Here is an 18,509-nt window from a genome sequence, read left to right on the forward strand (position 1 = left end):
CCCCAGGACGGCCCACCCGACGGGCCCGAGCCCTAACCCCACCCACAAGCCGAAAACCACCCGACCGGCAACACCGGCCGGGCCTTCGGCCCGCCCACCCACGCCATCACCGAACTCTTACGAGTAGCGGAAAATCGGGATCCACGGAGTACCTCCTGTCCACCTGTCCACGCCGTGGTCGGGCGGTGGCCTGGACGGGCCACGGCCGTCCCGGCGTCCTGGGCCCCGGTTCCGGCCCGGACCCGGTTTCTGACCCGGTCCGTTCATACCCGCGCCGGGCCGTTCCCCCCGTCTCGCCGCCTCACCCGCCGGGGGTGGACCGCCCAGCGCGCTCACCCGCTCACCCGCTCACCCGGCAGTCCGGTCAGCCGGCAGTCCCGGTCAGCCCGGAGGCGCGGGGGACGATGGGGACATGGGGGGCGCCGAGCGGCGCATGGTCGCCTGCCCCGCCGAACTGATCTCGGTCGCCGGATACGAGCAGTCGAGCGTGCCGTCGCCGTGGAGCACGAGGTCCAGCCAGGTGGCGGCGAAGCACAACGCCCCGACCCGGGTGAGACGTTCCTCGAGCCGGACCGAGGCGCCGGACACCCCCCGCAGCACGAGCTCGCCGGCGCATCCACTCTCCGGGTAGGCACTCGTGCCGATCACCTCGCCGATCCGGCCGCCCCGCAGCACCAGCTCGGCGTTGAAGTGCACGAACGCCTGCGTCACCGATCCGCTCCAACTGCCGATCATGCCCGGGGGCAGCGCCTCGCCAGCCTCGGCGCCCGGTTGCGACCCGACCCCCGCCGGATCCCGCGTGGCGACCGTCGGCGGCGAGGCACGACGCCGGTCGCCGTCGCCGCCGTCGTCCGCGCCGAACAGCTGGTACGCCCCGGCGGCCACGGCGGCGAGCAGCACCAGGAGGATCATCGCCCCGGCCATCAGCCGGGGTGCCCGCCACGACCGGACCCACCCGACCGCGCCGGGGGGCCGCGCCGTCCCTGGCCAGGCCGGCGGGAACGGCACGGGTCGCGACCCGGTCCGGCGCCGGATCACCGCGTCCGGCGCCGGGGACGGCGGCAACGACGCGGCCGGGGATGCCGAGGACGGCGGCAACGACGCGGCCGGGGATGCCGGAGATGCCGGAGATACCAGGGATGCCGGGGCGGAATCGGCTGGGTGGGACGCGGCCCAGGTCAGCAACGCCTGCGCTCCCTCCGCGCGCAGCCGGCTCGCCGGGTTCTTGGCCAGCAGCCCGGCGATCGCTGCCGACAGCCTGCCGCCCCGGAGGAAGGGTGGCGGATCGGCGTGCAGCACGGCGCCGATAGTGGTGGGCAGCGTGTCGCGCTGGAACGGTGAGACCCCCTCGACGGCAAAGTAGAGGGTGGCGCCGAGGGCGAACAGGTCGCCGGCCAGGGTCGCGGGGCCGCCGAGGAGGCGTTCGGGCGCCATGTAAGCGGGCGTCCCGCCGCTGCCGATGCCGCCGGTGAGGGTCGGGTCGGCGGCGTGGGTGGCGATGCCGAAGTCGGTCAGCAGCACCCGGCCGTCGTCGGCCAGCAGGATGTTCGATGGTTTGACGTCCCGGTGCAGCACGCCCATCCGCTGACCCGCGACCAGGGCGTCGAGGACCGCGAGCCCGACCTGGATGGCACGCTCGGGCGGCAGGGGACCGTCCCGGTTGACCGTCGTGGCGAGTGTGCCGGCCCGGACCAGCTCCATCACGATCCACGGCAGGCCGTCGTGTTCCACGGCGTCATGGACGGTGACCACGTGTGGGTTCCCCCGCAGCCGGGCGGCGTTGCGGGCCTCGCGCATCGCCGTCTCCACTCCGGCGGCACGCTCGTCGTCGTCGAGGTCGGCGGAGACCCGGATCTCCTTGATCGCCACCTCGACCCGGAGCACGTCGTCGTGGGCCCGCCACACGGTGCCCATCCCACCGGAGCCAATCCGTTCGACGAGCCGGTACCGCCCGGCGACGAGCGGGCCGATGCCGACACCATCCACAGTCACAGGGGCATCCTCGGCGACGGCGCAACGGCTGCGGGAGCGGGGGCGGGGCGCGCGTGCGCCGACGGTCGCCGCCGGCGGCGACCGTCGGCCGCTGCCGGGGCCGGGCTAGGATGCGCCCCGAAGCTTGGCGAGCGCCTCGGCGAGGATCGCCTCGCCGTCCTTTTCGTTCCGTCGTTCCCGCACGTAGGCGAGATGGGTCTTGTACGGCTCGGTGCGCGGCGGGGCCGGGGTGTTGTCCCGATCCCGTCCCGCCGGAAAACCACAGCTCGGACAATCCCACGTGTCGGGGATCGCCGCGTCCGCAGCGAACGACGGTCTCGTCTCGTGCGCGTTAGCGCACCAGAAGGAGATACGTTGCCGGGGCGCGGTCTCGCCCCGTTCCGCCTCTCCCATCGGTCCTGCCCCGACCCGGCTCCCCCGGATGGCGTTGCCACCTGCCACGGCCCGCGTGCTCCTTCGTCTCGTCCCATGGGTGGTAGCACGGAAACCGTGCCTGCCGATTTCGCTGCCTCGAGTGCCGCGAAACCTCGTACCCGGTTTCGTAAACCTGACGTTCCCGGCGCTTTTCCCCAGATGTTCCTCCGGGTACGTCCTGGAGGGAGTGTAGGCCGCGAGAGCCACCCATGGATGCACCGGCCACCCCCGCCTGGTTACCCCTGGCGTTACCCCCGGTGGGAGGAGCGTGTTCAGGTCGGCTGTCATCCGGACCCCAGCGAGACCGCGGTCGGATCGGCGGTGCCGATCGACGGCACGATCGTGAACGCGGTGACGTTCGTGCTGTGGAACTGCGGGGTGTGCACGACGGCCAGCGGGATCACCGCGACCTGCTCGACCAGCGTGTGCTCCAGGTCGGCCCAATTGCTCGCGGCGGTCGCCTCGCTGGTGGCCCGCAGCGCCGTGGCGAGCAGATGCAGGGCGCCCGGATCCCGGTAGCCGCCGTCGGCCGGCCTGGGGCCGGCCCACGTCTCGTCCAGCAACGGCTGGAAGACGGTGCGGCCCGCGTCGCCGTACCAGTCCGGGGCGATAGTAGTGAGCGCCAGGTCCCAGAACTGCCCGGTGGGGTGGACGGCTGCCGCACGGTAGCGCTCGCCGGTCCGGATCCGGATGTCGAGGCGGATACCGGAACGGGCGAAGGCGGTCCGCAGTGCTTCGGCGGCCGCCACGTCGGTGGCGCTGTCCGTGGTGAGCAGGGACAGCGCCGTGACGGGTCCGCCGGGGGTATGGCTCAGCGCCTCCCGGCAACGGGCCGCGTCGCCGAGTCCCGCCGGGCTCGGGAAGGGATCCGCGTCGGTGTAGCCGGTCATCGTCTCCTGCAGCAACCCAGTGGCGGCAGCGGCGAACTCGGGGCCGCCGAGCGCCGCCGCGAGGCTCACCCGGTCGATGCAGTAGGGCAGCGCCCGGCGGACCGACAGCTCACGCAGCGCGGCCGCGGAGGGCCCATTGAACCCGACGGTGAGCGCCAGGGTGACCCCGACCCCGTCGACCACGAGACGGGGGTCGTTCGCCCTGGCGAGCTCCACGGCCCGGCTGTCGGGTATCTTCCCGTCGAGCGACATGTCCGCGTCGCCGCTCTCCAGCTCCTGCTGCATGGCCTCCGGACTCAGGCCGTCGAAGATCGTTATATGGTCGGGCAGGGCGCGGCGGATCCCGTCCGAGGACGCGCTCCACGATGGGCTGCGCGACAGCCGGTACCCCTCGCCGGGGGCGACCGTGAACCGGTACGGCCCGGCCGAGACCAGGTTGTGCAGGTACTCCAGCGAGTCCGGCGGGTAGGCCAGGGCCTCCAGCGGCACCGGGGAGGCCGCCGGCAGCGCCAGCACGTCCACGAAGTCGTTCACCGGGGCCAGTAGGTGGAACGCGAGCGTGTCGTCGCCGACGATCTCGATGCCCTCCACGGTGCTGCTCTCGACGAAGGCCGCGGCGTCGGCGACCGGGGTCGCCGCCAGCTGGGCACAGAACTCCCGGAATCCGACGATGGTCGCCGTGAAGTAGCCGCGCAGCGGTGACGGGTTCGGGGGCGTGCACAGTCGCTTGATGCCGCGGGCGACGTCGTTGGCAGTGATCCGGCGCTGGTTGGGGGTGTCCCAGCGCGCCGCGGGACGCAGCCGCACCGTGTAGACCAGCCCGTTCTCGGTGACGACCGGCGCGCCGACGGCGAGGTCCGGCCGCGGGATGGTCGACTTCGTCGTGTCCTCGTCGGAGGGATAGCTGTACAGCTGGCGGGTCACGAGCCGGCTGACCGCCCGCTCGCCGGGCTGGTCGGCCCAGCCCGGATCGCCACTGGGCATCCACTGGGTGACGATCCGCAGCGTGCCGCCCGGCTTGCCGGACGGAGGGGGCGTGGTGGTCGTCGCCGGGGTGGGACTGGCAGCGAGCTCACGCGATCCGTCCCCCGAGCCACCGCTGCAGGCGGTCACCGTGGCAGCCAGGACCGTGGCGAGCAGGATCGTGGCGAGCACGGACACGAGGCGAGGCAGCCGGCCTCCACGGCCGCGACCACTCCCGCGGCCGGGACCAGGGCGCGGGCCGAACTGGGCGTTCAATTCTTCAGCAGCAGACCGAGACCGACGATGCAGGTGAACCAGATGATCCCAACAGCGATGGTCAACCGGTCGAGGTTCTTCTCCACGACCGAGGACCCACCCAGCGACGAGGACACGCCGCCGCCGAACAGGGTGGACAGCCCGCCTCCCTTGGCTCGGTGCAACAGCACAAGCATGATCATCAGAATACTCGCGACAATCAGGGCGATCGACAGACCGATCGTCATCTAGACCAGCTCCCGCTCCTCGGGGAAGTGGCAGGCCGCTCGGTGCCCAGGCCGAACCTCCGACAAGGGCGGTTCCACCGTCCTACACACCTCCTCGGCCTTCCAGCAACGTGGGTGGAACCGGCACGCCTTGAGGGGATCGGGCGGGCCGGACACGTCGCCACGCAACAGTATCCGCTCTCACCGACAGTGCTTCGCCTGGTCCGGTGGTCCGGCACCGGGACGGCCGGCGGCAGGGCGAGTGCGCGGTAGGCGAGTGTACGGACGCGTCCGCCGTCAGGCCGGCGGCCCGCTGCGCACGATGCCGACGAACTCCTCGGCGACCAGGCTCGCCCCGCCGACCAGCCCGCCGTCCACGTCCGGCATGGTGAACAGCTCGCCGGCGTTCGCTGCCTTCACCGAGCCGCCGTAGAGGACACGGATCCCCGCGGCGATCTCATCGCCGTACTGACTGGCCAGCTGGCCGCGGACCGCCGCGCACATGTCCTGGGCGTCCTGCGCGGAGGCGGTGCGGCCAGTGCCGATCGCCCACACCGGCTCGTAGGCGATGACGATCGTCGCGGCCTGCTCGGCGGTGATGCCAGCCAGCGACCGCTCGAGCTGACGCAGCACGTGCTCGACCTGGGTGCCGGCGGCCCGGATCTCCTCGGGCTCCCCCACGCACAGGATAGGGGTGAGCCCCACGGAGAAGGCCGCCTTCGCCTTGGCCGCCACCAGCGCGTCGTCCTCGTGGTGGTCGGCCCGGCGCTCGGAGTGCCCGACGACGACGTAGTCGCAGCCGAGCTTGGCCAGCATCGCCCCGCTGATGTCACCGGTGTGCGCACCCGACGCGTAGGGGGAGAGGTCCTGCCCCCCGTAGGCGATGGCGAGCTTGTCCCCGTCCACCAGGGTCTGCACGCTGCGCAGATCGGTGAACGGCGGGAGAACAACGACCTCGACGGTCTCCAGCTCGGCGGGCTTGAGATCGAAGGCGATCTTCTGCACCAGCGCGATCGCCTCGAGGTGATTGAGGTTCATCTTCCAGTTGCCGGCTACCAGCGTCCGTCGGCCGGTGCCCTTGACTCCGGCGGCGCCCTTTGAACCGGCAGCGCCCTTCACCGACCTGTCCTTGCCCACGCCGTCCTCGTCCTTCCCGGATCCCCTGTTCTTCCCGGATCCCCTGTCGGAACCTCGCTCAGATCTTCCCCGGCCCAGCAGGGCCATCAGCCGGCCCCGGCCCCGGAGGTCCCGCGGACGCCGGACGTCCCGCGGAGGCCGGACGTCCCGCGGAAATCAGACATCGAGGGCCGCGAGCCCGGGCAGCGTCTTGCCCTCCAGGTATTCCAGGCTCGCGCCGCCGCCGGTCGAGATGTGACTGAAGGCATCCTCCGGGATGCCGAGCGTGCGGACCGCCGCGGCGGAGTCGCCGCCACCCACGACGGAGAACCCCTTGCCGGCGGCGACCGCCTCGGCCACCCCCCGGGTGCCCGCGGCGAACGGCGCGAGCTCGAACACGCCCATCGGCCCGTTCCAGAAGACCGTGGCCGCTCCGGCCAGCCGCGCGGCGAACAGCTCCGTCGACGCCGGGCCGATGTCGAGCCCGAGCCAGCCGGCGGGGATGGCGTCAGCCGCGACGACGGCGGTGTCCGCGTCGGCGGCGAACCTGTCCGCGACGACGACGTCGGTCGGCAGCACGATCCGCTCCCCGCCCTCGGCGAGCAGCTCCTTGCACGTTTCGATCATCTCGGTCTCCAGCAGCGACCCGCCGACCCCGTGACCGAGCGCCGCCAGGAAGGTGAAGCACATCCCCCCGCCGACGAGCAACGCGTCGACCTTGGGCAGCAGCGCGCGGATCACGCCGAGCTTGTCGGACACCTTGGACCCGCCGAGCACGACACTGTAGGGACGCGCCGGGTCGCTGCTGAGCCGGCGGAGCACTTCCAGCTCGGTAAGCACGAGCCGACCCGCGGCGTGCGGCAGCCGCTTCGGGACGTCGGCGACGCTGGCATGGGCCCGGTGGACCGCGCCGAAGGCGTCCCCGACGTAGAACTCGGCGAGCGCCGACAGCTCGTCGGCGAAAGCCGCGCGGATCGCCGCGTCCTTGCTGGTCTCCCCGGCGGCGAAGCGCAGGTTCTCCAGCAGGGCCACCTCGCCGTCCCCGAGTCCGGCGACCACCTCGCGGGCATGCGCACCGGCGATGTCACCGCTGCCGTCGCCGGCGAACGCCACCGGCCGGCCCAGCAGCTCGGCGAGCCGACCCGCCACCGGCTCCAAGGAGTACTTCGGGTCCGGTTCGCCCTTCGGCCGGCCCAGGTGCGAGCTCACGACCACCCGGGCGCCCCGGTCCAGCAGCGCGGAGATGGTCGGGACGCTGGCGCGGACCCGGCCGTCGTCGGTGATGCGCGGGGTGTCACCGGAACGATCCAGCGGCACGTTCAGGTCACTGCGGACCAGCACTCGGTGCCCGGCGACCTGCAGGTCGTCGATCGTCCTCACGCTTCGTTACTCCATTGGGGAGAGAAATTGTCGAGGAAGAGCCGGAGAGGATCCTCTCCGGCCCGGTCAGGAGGAACGGCCGGGGAGGACCGGCGCCGCCCGACGGGTTTCGCCTGCCGGCGGCGCGCGGCGACCAGCGGCGCGCGGCGACCAGCGGCGCGCGGGCCTAGAGACGCGCGGCGACCAGCGCGGTCAGGTCGACCAGCCGGTTGGAGTAGCCCCACTCGTTGTCGTACCAGCCGACGACCTTCACCTGATTGCCGGCGGACATCGTCAGCAGCGAGTCAAACGTGCAGGACGCCGGGGTGTTGACGATGTCAGAGGAGACGATCGGGTCCTCGGTGTAGACAAGGTAGCCCTTCAGCGGGCCCTCCGCCGCCGCTTTGAACGCCGCGTTGACCTCTTCCTTGCTGGCCTTCTTGTCCAGGGTGGCCACCAGGTCGGTGACCGAGCCGTCGAGGACCGGCACCCGCATCGCCAGTCCGTCGAGCTTGCCCTTGAGGTGGGGCAGGACCAGCGCGGTGGCCTTCGCCGCACCCGTGGTGGTCGGGATGATGTTCTGCGCCGCAGCCCGCGCCCGCCGCAGGTCCGAGTGCGGGAAGTCCAGGATGACCTGGTCGTTGGTGTAGGCGTGGATGGTGGTCATCAGCCCCTGGCTGATACCGAAGGCCTCGTCGAGCACCTTCGCCATCGGCGCGACGCAGTTCGTCGTGCAGGATGCGTTGGACAGGATGTGGTGCCTGGCCGGGTCGTAGGCGTCGTCGTTCACGCCTATCACCACAGTGATGTCCTCGTCCTTGGCCGGCGCCGAGATGATGACCTTCTTGGCACCCGCCTGCAGGTGCTTGCCCGCATCCGCCGCCTTGGTGAAGCGGCCGGTGGACTCGATGACGACGTCCACGCCCAGATCGGCCCAGGGCAGCGCCGCCGGGTCGCGCTCGGCCAGCACCTTGATCACGGTATCACCGACGCGGATACCCTCGTCAACGACACCGACCGCAGCGGACAGCGTACCCAGCGTGGTGTCGTACTTGAGCAGATGCGCGAGAGTCTTGTTGTCGGTCAGGTCGTTGACCGCGACGATCTCGAGATCGTTCCGGTTGCTCGCCGCGAGCGCCCGCCAGAAGTTACGACCGATTCGCCCGAAGCCGTTGACACCCACCCGCGTAGCCACGTCCAGGACTCCCTACCGTCTTGTCTCGTCGTTTCGATAGTCACGCCGTCGTTCCATCGCGACGTCGTCGTTCGGTTGTGACGTTCTCGTTCGTGTGGCGCTGTCGTTCGTGTGGCGCTGTCGAGGCAGGAGCCTAACGAGTTTGCACATCATCGGCGGGAATCCGAACCGTGCGATGTTGGTCTCCTCACACGGTGCGGGCACGCCCCACCCGGAAACTACATCCCATCACATGGCTGCGCTGCCGCACCGCCGGTGCGCCTCCGCGCAGGGCCGGGGGCCGGCAGATCCCGTGGACCCGCGCTGACGCCGGCCGAACCGCCCAGGCGGGCGCCCCACAGGGCGGGTCCCACCCCGAAGAGCCCCGAAGAGCCATCCGATCCCGATGGTGCTACTGGGCCAGTAGTCCACTTGCGGGTATGACTTGCAGGTATGAAATGTCTGGGCCTGACCTGGGCCGCTGTTGCTCAGGCGTTCTCAAGGAGATCCGGGGAGACGCTCGCCTCGGTGTTGGGGATACCGAGCGCGTTGGCCCTCTTGTCGGCGAGCGCCAGCAGCCGGCGGATCCGGCCGGCGACCGCATCCTTGGTCAGCGGCGGGTCCGCGAGCGCGCCCAGCTCCTCCAGGGAGGCCTGCGCGTGCTCGATGCGCAACCGGCCGGCCGCCAGCAGGTGCTCCGGGGCGTCGTCGCCGAGGATGCGCATCGCGGCCTGCACCCGGGCGCCGGCGGCCACCGCGGCCCGGGCGGAGCGGCGCAGGTTGGCGTCGTCGAAGTTCGCCAGCCGGTTGGCGGTCGCCCGGACCTCCCGGCGCATCCGCCGTTCCTCCCAGGCGAGCAGGCTGTCGTGCGCACCGATCCTGGTCAGCAGCGCGCCGATCGCGTCGCCGTCGCGGATGACGACGCGATCGACGCCGCGCACGTCCCGGCTTTTGGCCTGGACCCCCAGCCGACGCGCCGCGCCGACCAGGGCGAGCGCGGCCTCTGGACCAGGCGAGGTCACCTCCAGCGAGCAGGACCGACCCGGCTCGGTCAGCGAACCGTGGGCGAGGAACGCGCCCCGCCAGGCCGCCGCGGCGTCACAGGCGGAGCCCGTGACCACCTGCGGCGGCAGCCCGCGCACCGGACGGCCACGCTGGTCGAGCAGGCCGGTGGACCGCGCGAGCTGCTCGCCGTCTCGCTCGACGCGCACGATGTAGCGCACCGAGCGGCGCAGCCCACCGGCGGCCAGCACGGCCACCGTCGAGGGGAAGCCGAAGACCTCGGCGACCTCACGACGCAACCGGCGGGCGGTCGCGCCAGTATCGAGTTCCGCCTCGACCACGATGCGACCACCGACGATGTGCAGCCCCCCACCGAAGCGCAGCAGGGCCGCCATCTCGGCCCGCCGGCAACAGGGCTTCGCGACCCGCAGCCGGCTCAGTTCGTCCTTGACGGTGGCCGTCATCGCCGCCACACCGATCACTCCTTGGCTTCACCGGATGGGGTCCGGCGGACCGGTCCGCCGGACGATGAGTACTGCGTGACCGGCCGCCGGGACGCGGGCGTCGGGCAGGTCGCCTCCGGGAGTCCCGCGAACACCGCACGGAAGGCCGCGGCGAGCCGGACCGGATCGTGCACGGGCGCGCCGGGGATCCGCACCGGCGCCAGATGGAGCCGGGCACCGACGTCCGCCGCCGCCCGGGCGAGCAGATCGGGGTCGGGCACGGCGGTCGGATCGGCGATCACCACGTCCAGCCGCAGGCCGGGAACGTGCCGGCCGAGGGAGTGGAGATGGGCCTGGGGGGTGTATCCCTCGGTCTCCCCCGGCTGGGCGGTCAGGTTCAACACCATCACCCGGTTCGCCCGGGACGTCGCGATCGCCCGGTTCATCTCAGGAACCAGCAGATGCGGCAGCATGCTCGTGTAGTGCGATCCCGGTCCAAGGATGATCCAGTCGGCCGCGCCCGCCGCGGTCACCGCCTCCGGACAGGCCGGCGGTGCCGCCGGCGACAGCCGGACACCCGCGACCCGTCCACCGGTCGTGGCCACCGCGGCCTGCCCGCGCACCTCGACCTCGGCGGTGGGCGCCGCCGGATCCAGCCCCACGACGTCGGCGACGATATCGATGCCCCTGGTCGACAGCGGCAGCACCCGCCCCCGCACGCCGAGGAGGGTGGCGGCCAAGTCGAGCGCGGCCACCGGTGATCCGGTGCGCTCGGCGAGCGCGGTCAGCACGAGGTTGCCGACCGCGTGCCCGGCGAGCGGCCCGTCGCCGCCGAACCGGTGCTGGAACACGTCCGCCCAGGTGGTCGACCATCCGTCCGGTCCGGCCAGCGCGGCCAGGGCCATTCGCAGATCGCCCATGGGGAGCGCGCCGAGCTCCGCGCGCAGCCGCCCGGAGGATCCACCGTCGTCACCGACGGTCACCACGGCGGTAAGCGCCGAGGTGATCTGCCGGAGCGCGGCGAGCGAGGCGGCGAGCCCGTGGCCGCCGCCGAAGGCGACGACCGCCGGTGCCCGGTCCGGACCGTCGGAGCGCGCGGCTACGCCCTTGAGGTTCACGGATGGTTCACTCCCGTCCCAGGTCACGGTGCACCACCCGGACTCCCACGCCGCCCGCGGCGAGCCGGATGCCGAGCTGCTCGGCGATCGCGACGCTACGGTGCTTGCCGCCGGTGCACCCGACGGCCAGCGTGAGATACCGCTTGCCCTCACGGGCGTAACCCTCGCCGACCAGGCGGAGCAGCGCCGAGTACTGGTCGAGGAAGTCCTGCGCTCCCGGCTGGGCCAGCACATAGTCGCGCACCTGCGGATCGCGGCCGGTGAACGGGCGCAGCGCCTCCACCCAGTGCGGGTTGGGCAGGAACCGGCAGTCGGCGACGAGATCCGCATCCAGCGGAAGTCCGTACTTGTACCCGAACGACACCACCGTGGCGTTGAGCCGGTTGGCGTTCGGCTGCCCGAACGCGGCGTCGATCTTCGACCGCAACTCGTGGACGTTCAGGTCGGTGGTGTCGAGGACCAGGTCGGCCTCGCCGCGCAGCTCGGCGAGCAGAATCCGTTCCCGGCCGATGCCGTCGACCACCCGCTCGTCGCGCTGCAGCGGATGCGGCCGGCGGACGTGCTCGAACCGGCGGATCAGCGCGTCGTCGCTGGCCTCGAGGAACAGCATCCGGGGATGCATGCCCCGCGCGTCGAGCGCCGCGATCGCGGCGCGCAGGTCAGAGAAAAACGGCCGGCCCCGCACGTCCACCACGACGGCGATGCGGCTGATTGCCCCACCGGAACGACGGCCCAGCTCAGCCATGGTGGACAGCAGCTCCGGGGGAAGGTTGTCGACGACGAACCAGCCCAGGTCCTCCAGACACTTCGCCGCGGTGCTGCGCCCGGCGCCGGACAGCCCGGTGATGATCGCCAGATCCAGGGTCGGGGTGGTCATGAGACGGTCTCCGTGTCGAGAATCTCTCCGGTGCGCGGGTCGACGACGGGGGCGGGCGCGTCGGCGCGGCCCGGCGCCGACCGGGCCAGCGCGGTGACGATCGCCGCCGCCGTCCGCGGGCCGATGCCGGACACCTGCGCGATCTGCTCGGCACTCGCCGCCCGTATCTTCGCCACCGAACCGAAGTGGCGCAGCAGGGCCTTGCGCCGGGTGTCACCCAGGCCGGGGACCTCGTCGAGGGCGGAGGCCACCATGGCCGTGGACCGCTTCTGCCGGTGGTAGGCGATGGCGAAGCGGTGCGCCTCGTCGCGCACCCGTTGCAGCAGGTAGAGCGCCTCGGACGTCCGCGGGAGGATGACCGGGTCCGCGGTGTCCGGCAGCCAGACCTCCTCCAGCCGCTTCGCCAGCCCGCACAGCGCCACCCCGCCGGGGCCGGCGTCGATGCCGAGCTCGTCGAGCGCCCGGGCCGCCGCAGCCACCTGGGGCGCCCCGCCGTCCACCACGACGAGGTTCGGCGGGTAGGCGAACCGGCGCGGCCGCCCGGTCCCCGGATCGATCGGCTGCGCGGCACCCGGCGCGCCGGCGATGTCGCCAAGCTCGGCGATGTCGGCGATGTCGGCGGTGCGGGACCGCTCGGCGAGGTAGCGCGAGAACCTCCGGTGGATGGTTTCGTACATGCTCGCCACGTCGTCCCCGGCACCCTCCCGGCCGGCACCCTCCCGGCAGGCGATGCCGCGGATCGCGAACCTGCGGTACTCGGACTTGCGCGGCAGGCCGTCCTCGAACACGACCATGCTCGCCACGACGTTCGTGCCCTGGGTGTTCGAGACGTCGAAGCACTCGATGCGCAGCGGCGCGTCGGGCAGCTCCAGGGCCTCCTGAAGCTCGGCGAGGGCACGGCTGCGGGCGGTGAGGTCACTGGCCCGCTTCGTCCGGTGCAGCGCGAACGCCTGCTTGGCGTTGCGCTCCACCGTTTCGAGCAGGGTGCGCTTGTCCCCACGGCGGGGCACGCGGACCTCGACGCGGCTACCCCGGGCCGCGCCGAGCAGTTCGGTGACCGCCTCGACATCGGGCGGCAGGGCGGGCACCAGGATCTCGCGGGGGATGCCTTCCCCCTGGGATCCCGCGGTGGTCGTGGGCACCGTCGAACCGGCGGTCCCGGTCGAGGCCGCTCCCGTGCCGTCGAGGTACTCCTGGGTGAGGAACTGCTCGACGAGGTCCGCGGTCGTGACCTCGTCGAGCTTGTCGACGACCCAGCCCCGCTGGCCGCGTACCCGCCCGCCACGCACGTAGAACACCGCGACGGCGGCCTCCAGCTCGTCCTCGGCGAAGGCGATGACGTCGGCGTCGGTGCCGTCGGGCAGGACCACGGCCTGCTTCTCAACCGCACGGCGCAGGGCGCCGATGTCGTCGCGCAGCCGCGCGGCGCGTTCGTACTCCTGGGCCTGCGCCGCCTGCTGCATCTCCCGTTCGAGCCGACGCAGGTAACGGCCCGTCTGCCCGGACATGAAGTCGCAGAAGTCCTCGACTATCTCCCGATGGGTGGCCGCGTCGACCCGTCCCACGCAGGGTGCCGAGCACCGGTCGATGTACCCGAGCAGGCACGGCCGTCCGACCTGCGCGGCCCGTTTGAAGACCCCGCCCGAGCATGTGCGGGCGGGGAAGACCCGCAGGAGCAGATCGAGGGTCTCCCGGATGGCCCAGGCATGCGCGTACGGGCCGAAGTACCGGACGCCCTTGCGCTTGGGTCCCCGCATGACCTGCAGGCGCGGGAACTCCTCGTGGAGGGTCACGGCGAGACTCGGGTAGCTCTTGTCGTCGCGGTAGCGGACGTTGAAGCGCGGGTCGAACTGCTTGATCCACGTGTACTCGAGCTGGAGGGCCTCGACCTCGGTCGAGACGACGGTCCAGTCGACCGAGCTCGCCGAGGAGACCATGTGCTGCGTACGCGGATGGAGGGTGTGCAACTCGGCGAAGTAGTTGGCCAGCCGGGCCCGCAGGTTCTTGGCCTTGCCGACATAGAGCACGCGACCGTGCTCGTCACGGAAACGATAGACACCGGGTGTCTCGGGGATCGAGCCCGGCGCGGGCCGGTAGGACGCCGGATCAGCCATGAACCGAGCCTACGGCGACCTTCATCCCGAGCAAGCAGCACCTGCACGTAACCATTTCATCACGCATAGCGCGCGGGCTTGGCGGCGGGTTCCCTCCGGTGGTGGCGGTAGGGTGACGAGCGGCGACGGCCACCCGGCAGCATCGTGACCGATTACACACCTTCCGCTGTTTCGGGGGCCCCCGTTGGCGTCCGGGGCGGAGGGCTGCGACCCTCGAGACATCGGGCAAGCGAACCGAGGGAGCCAGCGCGTGCTTGGTAAGGACGTCACGGCGGAGTTCGTCGTGGACGACGCGTCCAGCCGTGGGCGGATCACCGTGTTCCAGATCTGCTGGGGCGCCCGCGACCCGTTGGCCGTGTCCATGACGCTGGTGTCCAGGCCGGAGCATCCCGCGCTGCCGCAGGGCAGCTGGGTCGCACCACGCGACACCCTGCGCGCCGGCCTGGAGACGGCGGTGGGCGACGGGGACGTCCGGATCGGTCCCGACGCGGATCGGCGCGGCGTGCGGCTCGACCTGGTGCACGGCGACCGCCAGTCCGTGGTAGTGGTCGCGGCGTCGTCGCTGCGCAGCTTCCTGGACCGCACCGAGCGGCTTGTCCCGACCGGTCAGGAGCACACCGAACAGGAGCTGGACGCCGTCCTCGCGGACCTGCTGCGGACCTGAGAGGGCGGGAGCGGTCCCACCTCGGCGACCCGGTCACTGAGGATCTCCCGGAGGAAGACCGCGGTGTGGCTCTCCTCGACCGCAGCCACGGCCTCGGGCGACCCCTGCGCGACGACACGGCCGCCTCCCGTGCCCCCCTCCGGACCCAGGTCAATGATCCAGTCCGCCGTCTTGATGACATCGAGGTTGTGCTCGATCACGATGACCGTGTTCCCGGCGTCGACCAGCCGGCCGAGCACGCCGAGCAGCTTGCGGATGTCCTCGAAGTGCAGACCGGTCGTCGGCTCGTCGAGCACGTAGACCGTCCGGCCGGTGGAGCGCCGCTGCAGCTCCGAGGCGAGCTTGACCCGCTGCGCCTCGCCGCCGGAGAGGGTCGGCGCCGACTGGCCGAGCCGGACGTACCCCAGGCCGACGTCGTTCAGCGTCCGCAGGTGGCGGGCGATGGCCGGCACCGCGGCGAAGAACTCCGCCGCCTCCTCAATCGGCATGTCGAGCACCTCGGCGATGTTCCTGCCCTTGTAGTGCACCTCCAGCGTCTCCCGGTTGTACCGGTCGCCGTGGCAGACCTCGCACGGCACGTACACGTCTGGCAGGAAGTTCATCTCAATCTTGAGGGTGCCGTCACCGGAACACGCCTCGCACCGCCCGCCCTTGACGTTGAACGAGAACCGGCCCGGCAGATAGCCACGGACCTTCGCCTCGGTCGTCTCGGCGAACAGCCGGCGGATGTGGTCGAACACGCCGGTGTAGGTGGCGGGGTTGGACCGCGGCGTGCGTCCGATCGGGGACTGGTCGACCCGGACCGCCTTGTCGAGATTGTCGAGCCCGCTGACAGTGCGGTGCCGGCCCGGCACCTGCCGGGCGCCGTTGAGCTTGTTCGCCAGGACGGCGGCGAGGATGTCGTTGACGAGGGTGGACTTCCCCGAGCCCGACACCCCGGTGACGGCCACGAAACAGCCCAGCGGGAACGACACGGTGACGTCGCGCAGGTTGTGCTGCCGGGCCCCGTGCACGGTCAGTGCCCGGCCCTTGGCCGGCACCCGGCGGATGTCGGGCACCGGGATCCGCCGCCGCCCGGACAGGTAGGCGCCGGTCATCGACTCCTCGCTGGCGAGCAGCTTCTCGACCGGCCCGGAGACGACGACCCGACCGCCGTGCTCGCCGGCGCCGGGGCCGATGTCGACCACCCAGTCGGAGGCGCGAATCGTGTCCTCGTCGTGCTCGACGACGATGAGCGTGTTACCCAGGTCGCGCAGCCGCAGCAGGGTCTGGATGAGCCGGCGGTTGTCCCGCTGGTGCAGGCCGATCGACGGCTCGTCGAGCACGTACAGCACCCCGACGAGCCCGGAACCGATCTGGGTGGCCAGCCGGATGCGCTGTGCCTCGCCGCCCGCCAGGGTGCCGGCGGCCCGGTCGAGGGAGAGGTAGTCCAGCCCCACGTCCAGCAGGAATGTCAGCCGCGCGTCGACCTCCTTGAGCACCCGACCGGCAATGGTCCGCTCCCGTTCGGTGAGGTCGAGCCCGCGCAGGAACACGGCGCACTCGCCGATCGCCAGACCCGAAACCTCGGCGATCGACCGGCCACCCAGCGTCACCGCGAGTGACTCCGGCTTTAGCCGCGCGCCGCGGCAGGCCGGGCAGGGGATGTCGCGCATGTAGCCCTCGTACCGCTCCCGGCTGCTGTCCGACTCGGCCTCGCGGTGCCGGCGGCCCAGGAAACCGATCACGCCCTCGAAGGAGGTGTGGTAGGAACGCTTGCGGCCGTAGCGGTTGGTGTAGCCGACGTGGATCTCGGTGTCGCCGCTGCCGTACAGCACGGCCTTGCGGGCCCGCTCGGGCAGCCCCTCCCACGGGGTGTCCATCCTGAAGCTGAGGTCCTCGGCGAGGGCCGTGAGCAACCGTTCGAAGTACTCCTTGTTGTGGCCGCCCGACCAGGGGGCCACCGCGCCCTGCGCCAGCGACAGGGTGGGGTCGGGCACGACGAGCTCCGGGTCGACCTCCTTGCGGGTCCCGATCCCGGTGCACTCGGGGCAGGCGCCGTACGGCGAGTTGAACGAGAACGACCGCGGCTCCAGCTCCTCAAAGGAGAGGTCGTCGTAGAGGCAGGCCAGATGCTCGGAGTACATCCGCTCGCGCTCGGGATCGTCGGCGTCGCGGTCGACGAAGTCAACCAGGACGAGCCCGCCGCCCAGCTTCAGGGCCGTCTCCACCGAGTCGGTGAGCCGCCGCTTCGCTGACGACTTGATCGCGAGCCGATCGACGACGACCTCGATCGTATGCTTGCGCTGCTTCTCCAGCTTCGGCGGATCGGTGAGCGGCACCACCGTGCCGTCGACGCGGGCCCGTGCGAACCCGGAGCTCTGCAGCTCGGCGAACAGGTCGACGTACTCGCCCTTGCGGCCACGCACCACCGGGGCCAGCACCTGGAAGCGGGTGCCTTCGGGCAACTCCAGCAGCCGGTCGACGATCTGCTGCGGGGTCTGCCGGGAGATCAGCCGCCCGCACTTCGGGCAGTGCGGACGGCCGGCGCGGGCGAAGAGCAGCCGCAGGTAGTCGTAGACCTCGGTGATCGTGCCGACGGTGGACCGCGGGTTGCGCGAGGTCGACTTCTGATCGATGGAGACGGCCGGAGACAGCCCCTCGATGAAGTCGACGTCGGGCTTGTCCATCTGCCCGAGGAACTGCCGCGCATAGGCCGACAGCGACTCCACGTAGCGCCGCTGCCCCTCGGCGAAGATTGTGTCGAAGGCGAGGCTGGACTTGCCGGACCCGGACATACCGGTGAAGACGATCAGCCCGTCGCGGGGCAGGTCGAGGTCGACGTCACGGAGATTGTGTTCACGCGCGCCACGCACGACAAGACGATCGGCCATCGACAAACCCTCATGATCTTCAGTAAGACCGGACCTGGGCGAGTGTGGCCATGCTACGGATGAGGACCGACACTTTTCCGGGGGCGGCCACCTAACCATCAGCCGGACGAATCCGTCGCATCCGGCAGAGACCTCAGAGGCGTCAGAGGCGTCAGATCTCCCGGTGCCACCCGACGGACCGTAACGACCGGCAGCTATCCCCTGTTCCCGTCCCATCCGCGCCATCCACTCCGGAGAGGATCGTCATGAGCGACGCCAACGGCGGCGACACCAGCCGCACCGGCTACACCGAGTACACCGGGAAAGTCACGGTCGGCGGTCCGGCCGACGTGCGGACCCTGCCAGGCCTGACGATCACCAAGGTCGCCGTCGGCCCGATGAACAACAACGCCTACCTGTTGCACTGCCCGGTCACCGGGGAGCAGCTGCTCGTCGACGCGGCGAACGAGGCCGACACGCTGCTGCGGCTTGTCGGGGACGCGGGGCTGGCAACGGTGGTCACCAGCCATCGGCACGATGATCATGTGCAGGCCCTCGCAGATGTGGTCACCACCACCGGGGCCAGCACGGTCGCCCATCCGGACGACGCCCCGGCCATTCCGGTGCCCACCGCGCGGCAGGTGCGCGAGGGGGACGAGATCGCCGTCGGGACGGCGGCCCTTCGGGTGATCCACCTGGTCGGGCACACACCCGGATCCATCGCCCTGCTCTACGACGCCGATCCCGCCGCTCCCCACCTCTTCACCGGAGACTGCCTGTTCCCTGGCGGCCCTGGAAACACGTTCGGTGACGAACAGGCCTTCACGACGCTGATGGACGATCTCGAACGCAAGATCTTCGGCCCACTGCCGGACACCACCTGGATCTACCCCGGCCACGGACACGACACCACCCTCGGCGCCGAACGCCCGCACCTGGCGGAATGGCGCGCCCGCGGCTGGTGACGGTGGGGGTGAGGCCGGCTGCGGCGAGCTCGCGCACTCACGCCACCGGATACGCTCACTCCCCCGAGACCCCCTCCGGCACGA

Annotated in this window: 14 protein-coding genes and 1 pseudogene; 2 read left to right on the forward strand and 13 right to left on the reverse strand. The window is 71.5% G+C overall.

Going from position 1 to position 18,509, the window contains the following annotated elements; genetic code table 11:
• Positions 1–381 precede the first annotated feature (381 nt).
• The 12 genes and pseudogenes from BMG523DRAFT_RS15860 to uvrC all read right to left on the reverse strand — a co-directional run bounded on the left by BMG523DRAFT_RS15860 (position 382) and on the right by uvrC (position 13,944).
• Entirely contained in the window at positions 382–1,992 is a 1,611-nt protein-coding gene (locus BMG523DRAFT_RS15860; RefSeq protein ID WP_043591469.1) for a serine/threonine-protein kinase, read from the reverse strand.
• A 105-nt stretch (positions 1,993–2,097) separates the two neighbouring features.
• Positions 2,098–2,433 (reverse strand): RNA polymerase-binding protein RbpA, encoded by a 336-nt coding sequence (locus BMG523DRAFT_RS15865; protein WP_011436081.1) that lies wholly within the window; start codon positions 2,431–2,433, stop codon positions 2,098–2,100.
• Between the two features lie 257 nt (positions 2,434–2,690).
• Positions 2,691–4,457 carry an ABC transporter substrate-binding protein gene (locus BMG523DRAFT_RS15870; RefSeq protein WP_011436080.1) on the reverse strand — a complete coding sequence of 589 codons (1,767 nt, stop codon included), beginning with the start codon at positions 4,455–4,457 and terminating at the stop codon, positions 2,691–2,693.
• Positions 4,458–4,531: 74 nt separating this feature from the next.
• Positions 4,532–4,762: a preprotein translocase subunit SecG gene (gene secG / locus BMG523DRAFT_RS15875; RefSeq protein ID WP_011436079.1), complete on the reverse strand. Its 231-nt coding sequence runs from the start codon at positions 4,760–4,762 to the stop codon at positions 4,532–4,534.
• Positions 4,763–4,948, reverse strand: a pseudogene (locus BMG523DRAFT_RS23330) (oligopeptide/dipeptide ABC transporter ATP-binding protein); the annotation flags it as partial.
• A gap of 90 nt (positions 4,949–5,038) precedes the next feature.
• Positions 5,039–5,965 (reverse strand): triose-phosphate isomerase, encoded by a 927-nt coding sequence (gene tpiA, locus BMG523DRAFT_RS15880; protein ID WP_011436078.1) that lies wholly within the window; start codon positions 5,963–5,965, stop codon positions 5,039–5,041.
• A 69-nt stretch (positions 5,966–6,034) separates the two neighbouring features.
• Positions 6,035–7,237, reverse strand: coding sequence for a phosphoglycerate kinase (pgk, locus tag BMG523DRAFT_RS15885; protein ID WP_011436077.1), 1,203 nt, complete (start codon positions 7,235–7,237; stop codon positions 6,035–6,037).
• A gap of 166 nt (positions 7,238–7,403) precedes the next feature.
• Positions 7,404–8,411 (reverse strand): type I glyceraldehyde-3-phosphate dehydrogenase, encoded by a 1,008-nt coding sequence (gene gap, locus BMG523DRAFT_RS15890; protein ID WP_011436076.1) that lies wholly within the window; start codon positions 8,409–8,411, stop codon positions 7,404–7,406.
• 467 nt (positions 8,412–8,878) lie between these two features.
• Positions 8,879–9,856 carry a DNA-binding protein WhiA gene (gene whiA, locus BMG523DRAFT_RS15895; RefSeq protein ID WP_076804536.1) on the reverse strand — a complete coding sequence of 326 codons (978 nt, stop codon included), beginning with the start codon at positions 9,854–9,856 and terminating at the stop codon, positions 8,879–8,881.
• A gap of 14 nt (positions 9,857–9,870) precedes the next feature.
• Positions 9,871–10,953: a uridine diphosphate-N-acetylglucosamine-binding protein YvcK gene (yvcK, locus tag BMG523DRAFT_RS15900; protein WP_011436074.1), complete on the reverse strand. Its 1,083-nt coding sequence runs from the start codon at positions 10,951–10,953 to the stop codon at positions 9,871–9,873.
• Between the two features lie 7 nt (positions 10,954–10,960).
• Positions 10,961–11,830 (reverse strand): RNase adapter RapZ, encoded by an 870-nt coding sequence (gene rapZ, locus BMG523DRAFT_RS15905; protein WP_011436073.1) that lies wholly within the window; start codon positions 11,828–11,830, stop codon positions 10,961–10,963.
• Positions 11,827–13,944 carry an excinuclease ABC subunit UvrC gene (gene uvrC / locus BMG523DRAFT_RS15910; protein ID WP_043591471.1) on the reverse strand — a complete coding sequence of 706 codons (2,118 nt, stop codon included), beginning with the start codon at positions 13,942–13,944 and terminating at the stop codon, positions 11,827–11,829. Before uvrC ends, rapZ begins: the two co-directional genes overlap by 4 nt.
• A gap of 250 nt (positions 13,945–14,194) precedes the next feature.
• Here uvrC and BMG523DRAFT_RS15915 point away from each other — a divergent pair, with 250 nt between their 5' ends.
• The gene (locus BMG523DRAFT_RS15915) at positions 14,195–14,608 is read left to right on the forward strand and encodes an SsgA family sporulation/cell division regulator (RefSeq protein ID WP_011436071.1); all 414 of its coding nucleotides are present in this window, start codon (positions 14,195–14,197) and stop codon (positions 14,606–14,608) included.
• Here BMG523DRAFT_RS15915 and uvrA read toward each other — a convergent pair.
• The gene (gene uvrA, locus BMG523DRAFT_RS15920) at positions 14,551–17,481 is read right to left on the reverse strand and encodes an excinuclease ABC subunit UvrA (RefSeq protein WP_011436070.1); all 2,931 of its coding nucleotides are present in this window, start codon (positions 17,479–17,481) and stop codon (positions 14,551–14,553) included. The genes BMG523DRAFT_RS15915 and uvrA overlap by 58 nt on opposite strands.
• A gap of 245 nt (positions 17,482–17,726) precedes the next feature.
• On the opposite strand from uvrA, the gene BMG523DRAFT_RS15925 reads away from it, so the two are divergent.
• A complete protein-coding gene (locus tag BMG523DRAFT_RS15925) occupies positions 17,727–18,425 on the forward strand; it encodes an MBL fold metallo-hydrolase (protein WP_011436069.1) in 699 nt (232 codons plus the stop codon).
• The last annotated feature ends 84 nt before the right edge of the window (positions 18,426–18,509 follow it).

The sequence above is a fragment of the Frankia sp. BMG5.23 genome (assembly GCF_000685765.2).
In the GTDB taxonomy this organism is placed as follows: domain Bacteria; phylum Actinomycetota; class Actinomycetes; order Frankiales; family Frankiaceae; genus Frankia; species Frankia casuarinae.

What these genes read in the sequence shown, in the direction of transcription:
- secG (WP_011436079.1), bottom strand. Translation starts at nt 4,762, where the DNA reads ATGACGATCGGTCTGTCGATCGCCCTGATTGTCGCGAGTATTCTGATG.
- tpiA (WP_011436078.1), bottom strand. Translation starts at nt 5,965, where the DNA reads ATGGCCCTGCTGGGCCGGGGAAGATCTGAGCGAGGTTCCGACAGGGGA.
- whiA (WP_076804536.1), bottom strand. Translation starts at nt 9,856, where the DNA reads ATGACGGCCACCGTCAAGGACGAACTGAGCCGGCTGCGGGTCGCGAAG.
- rapZ (WP_011436073.1), bottom strand. Translation starts at nt 11,830, where the DNA reads ATGACCACCCCGACCCTGGATCTGGCGATCATCACCGGGCTGTCCGGC.
- uvrC (WP_043591471.1), bottom strand. Translation starts at nt 13,944, where the DNA reads ATGGCTGATCCGGCGTCCTACCGGCCCGCGCCGGGCTCGATCCCCGAG.
- uvrA (WP_011436070.1), bottom strand. Translation starts at nt 17,481, where the DNA reads ATGGCCGATCGTCTTGTCGTGCGTGGCGCGCGTGAACACAATCTCCGT.
- BMG523DRAFT_RS15925 (WP_011436069.1), top strand. Translation starts at nt 17,727, where the DNA reads ATGAGCGACGCCAACGGCGGCGACACCAGCCGCACCGGCTACACCGAG.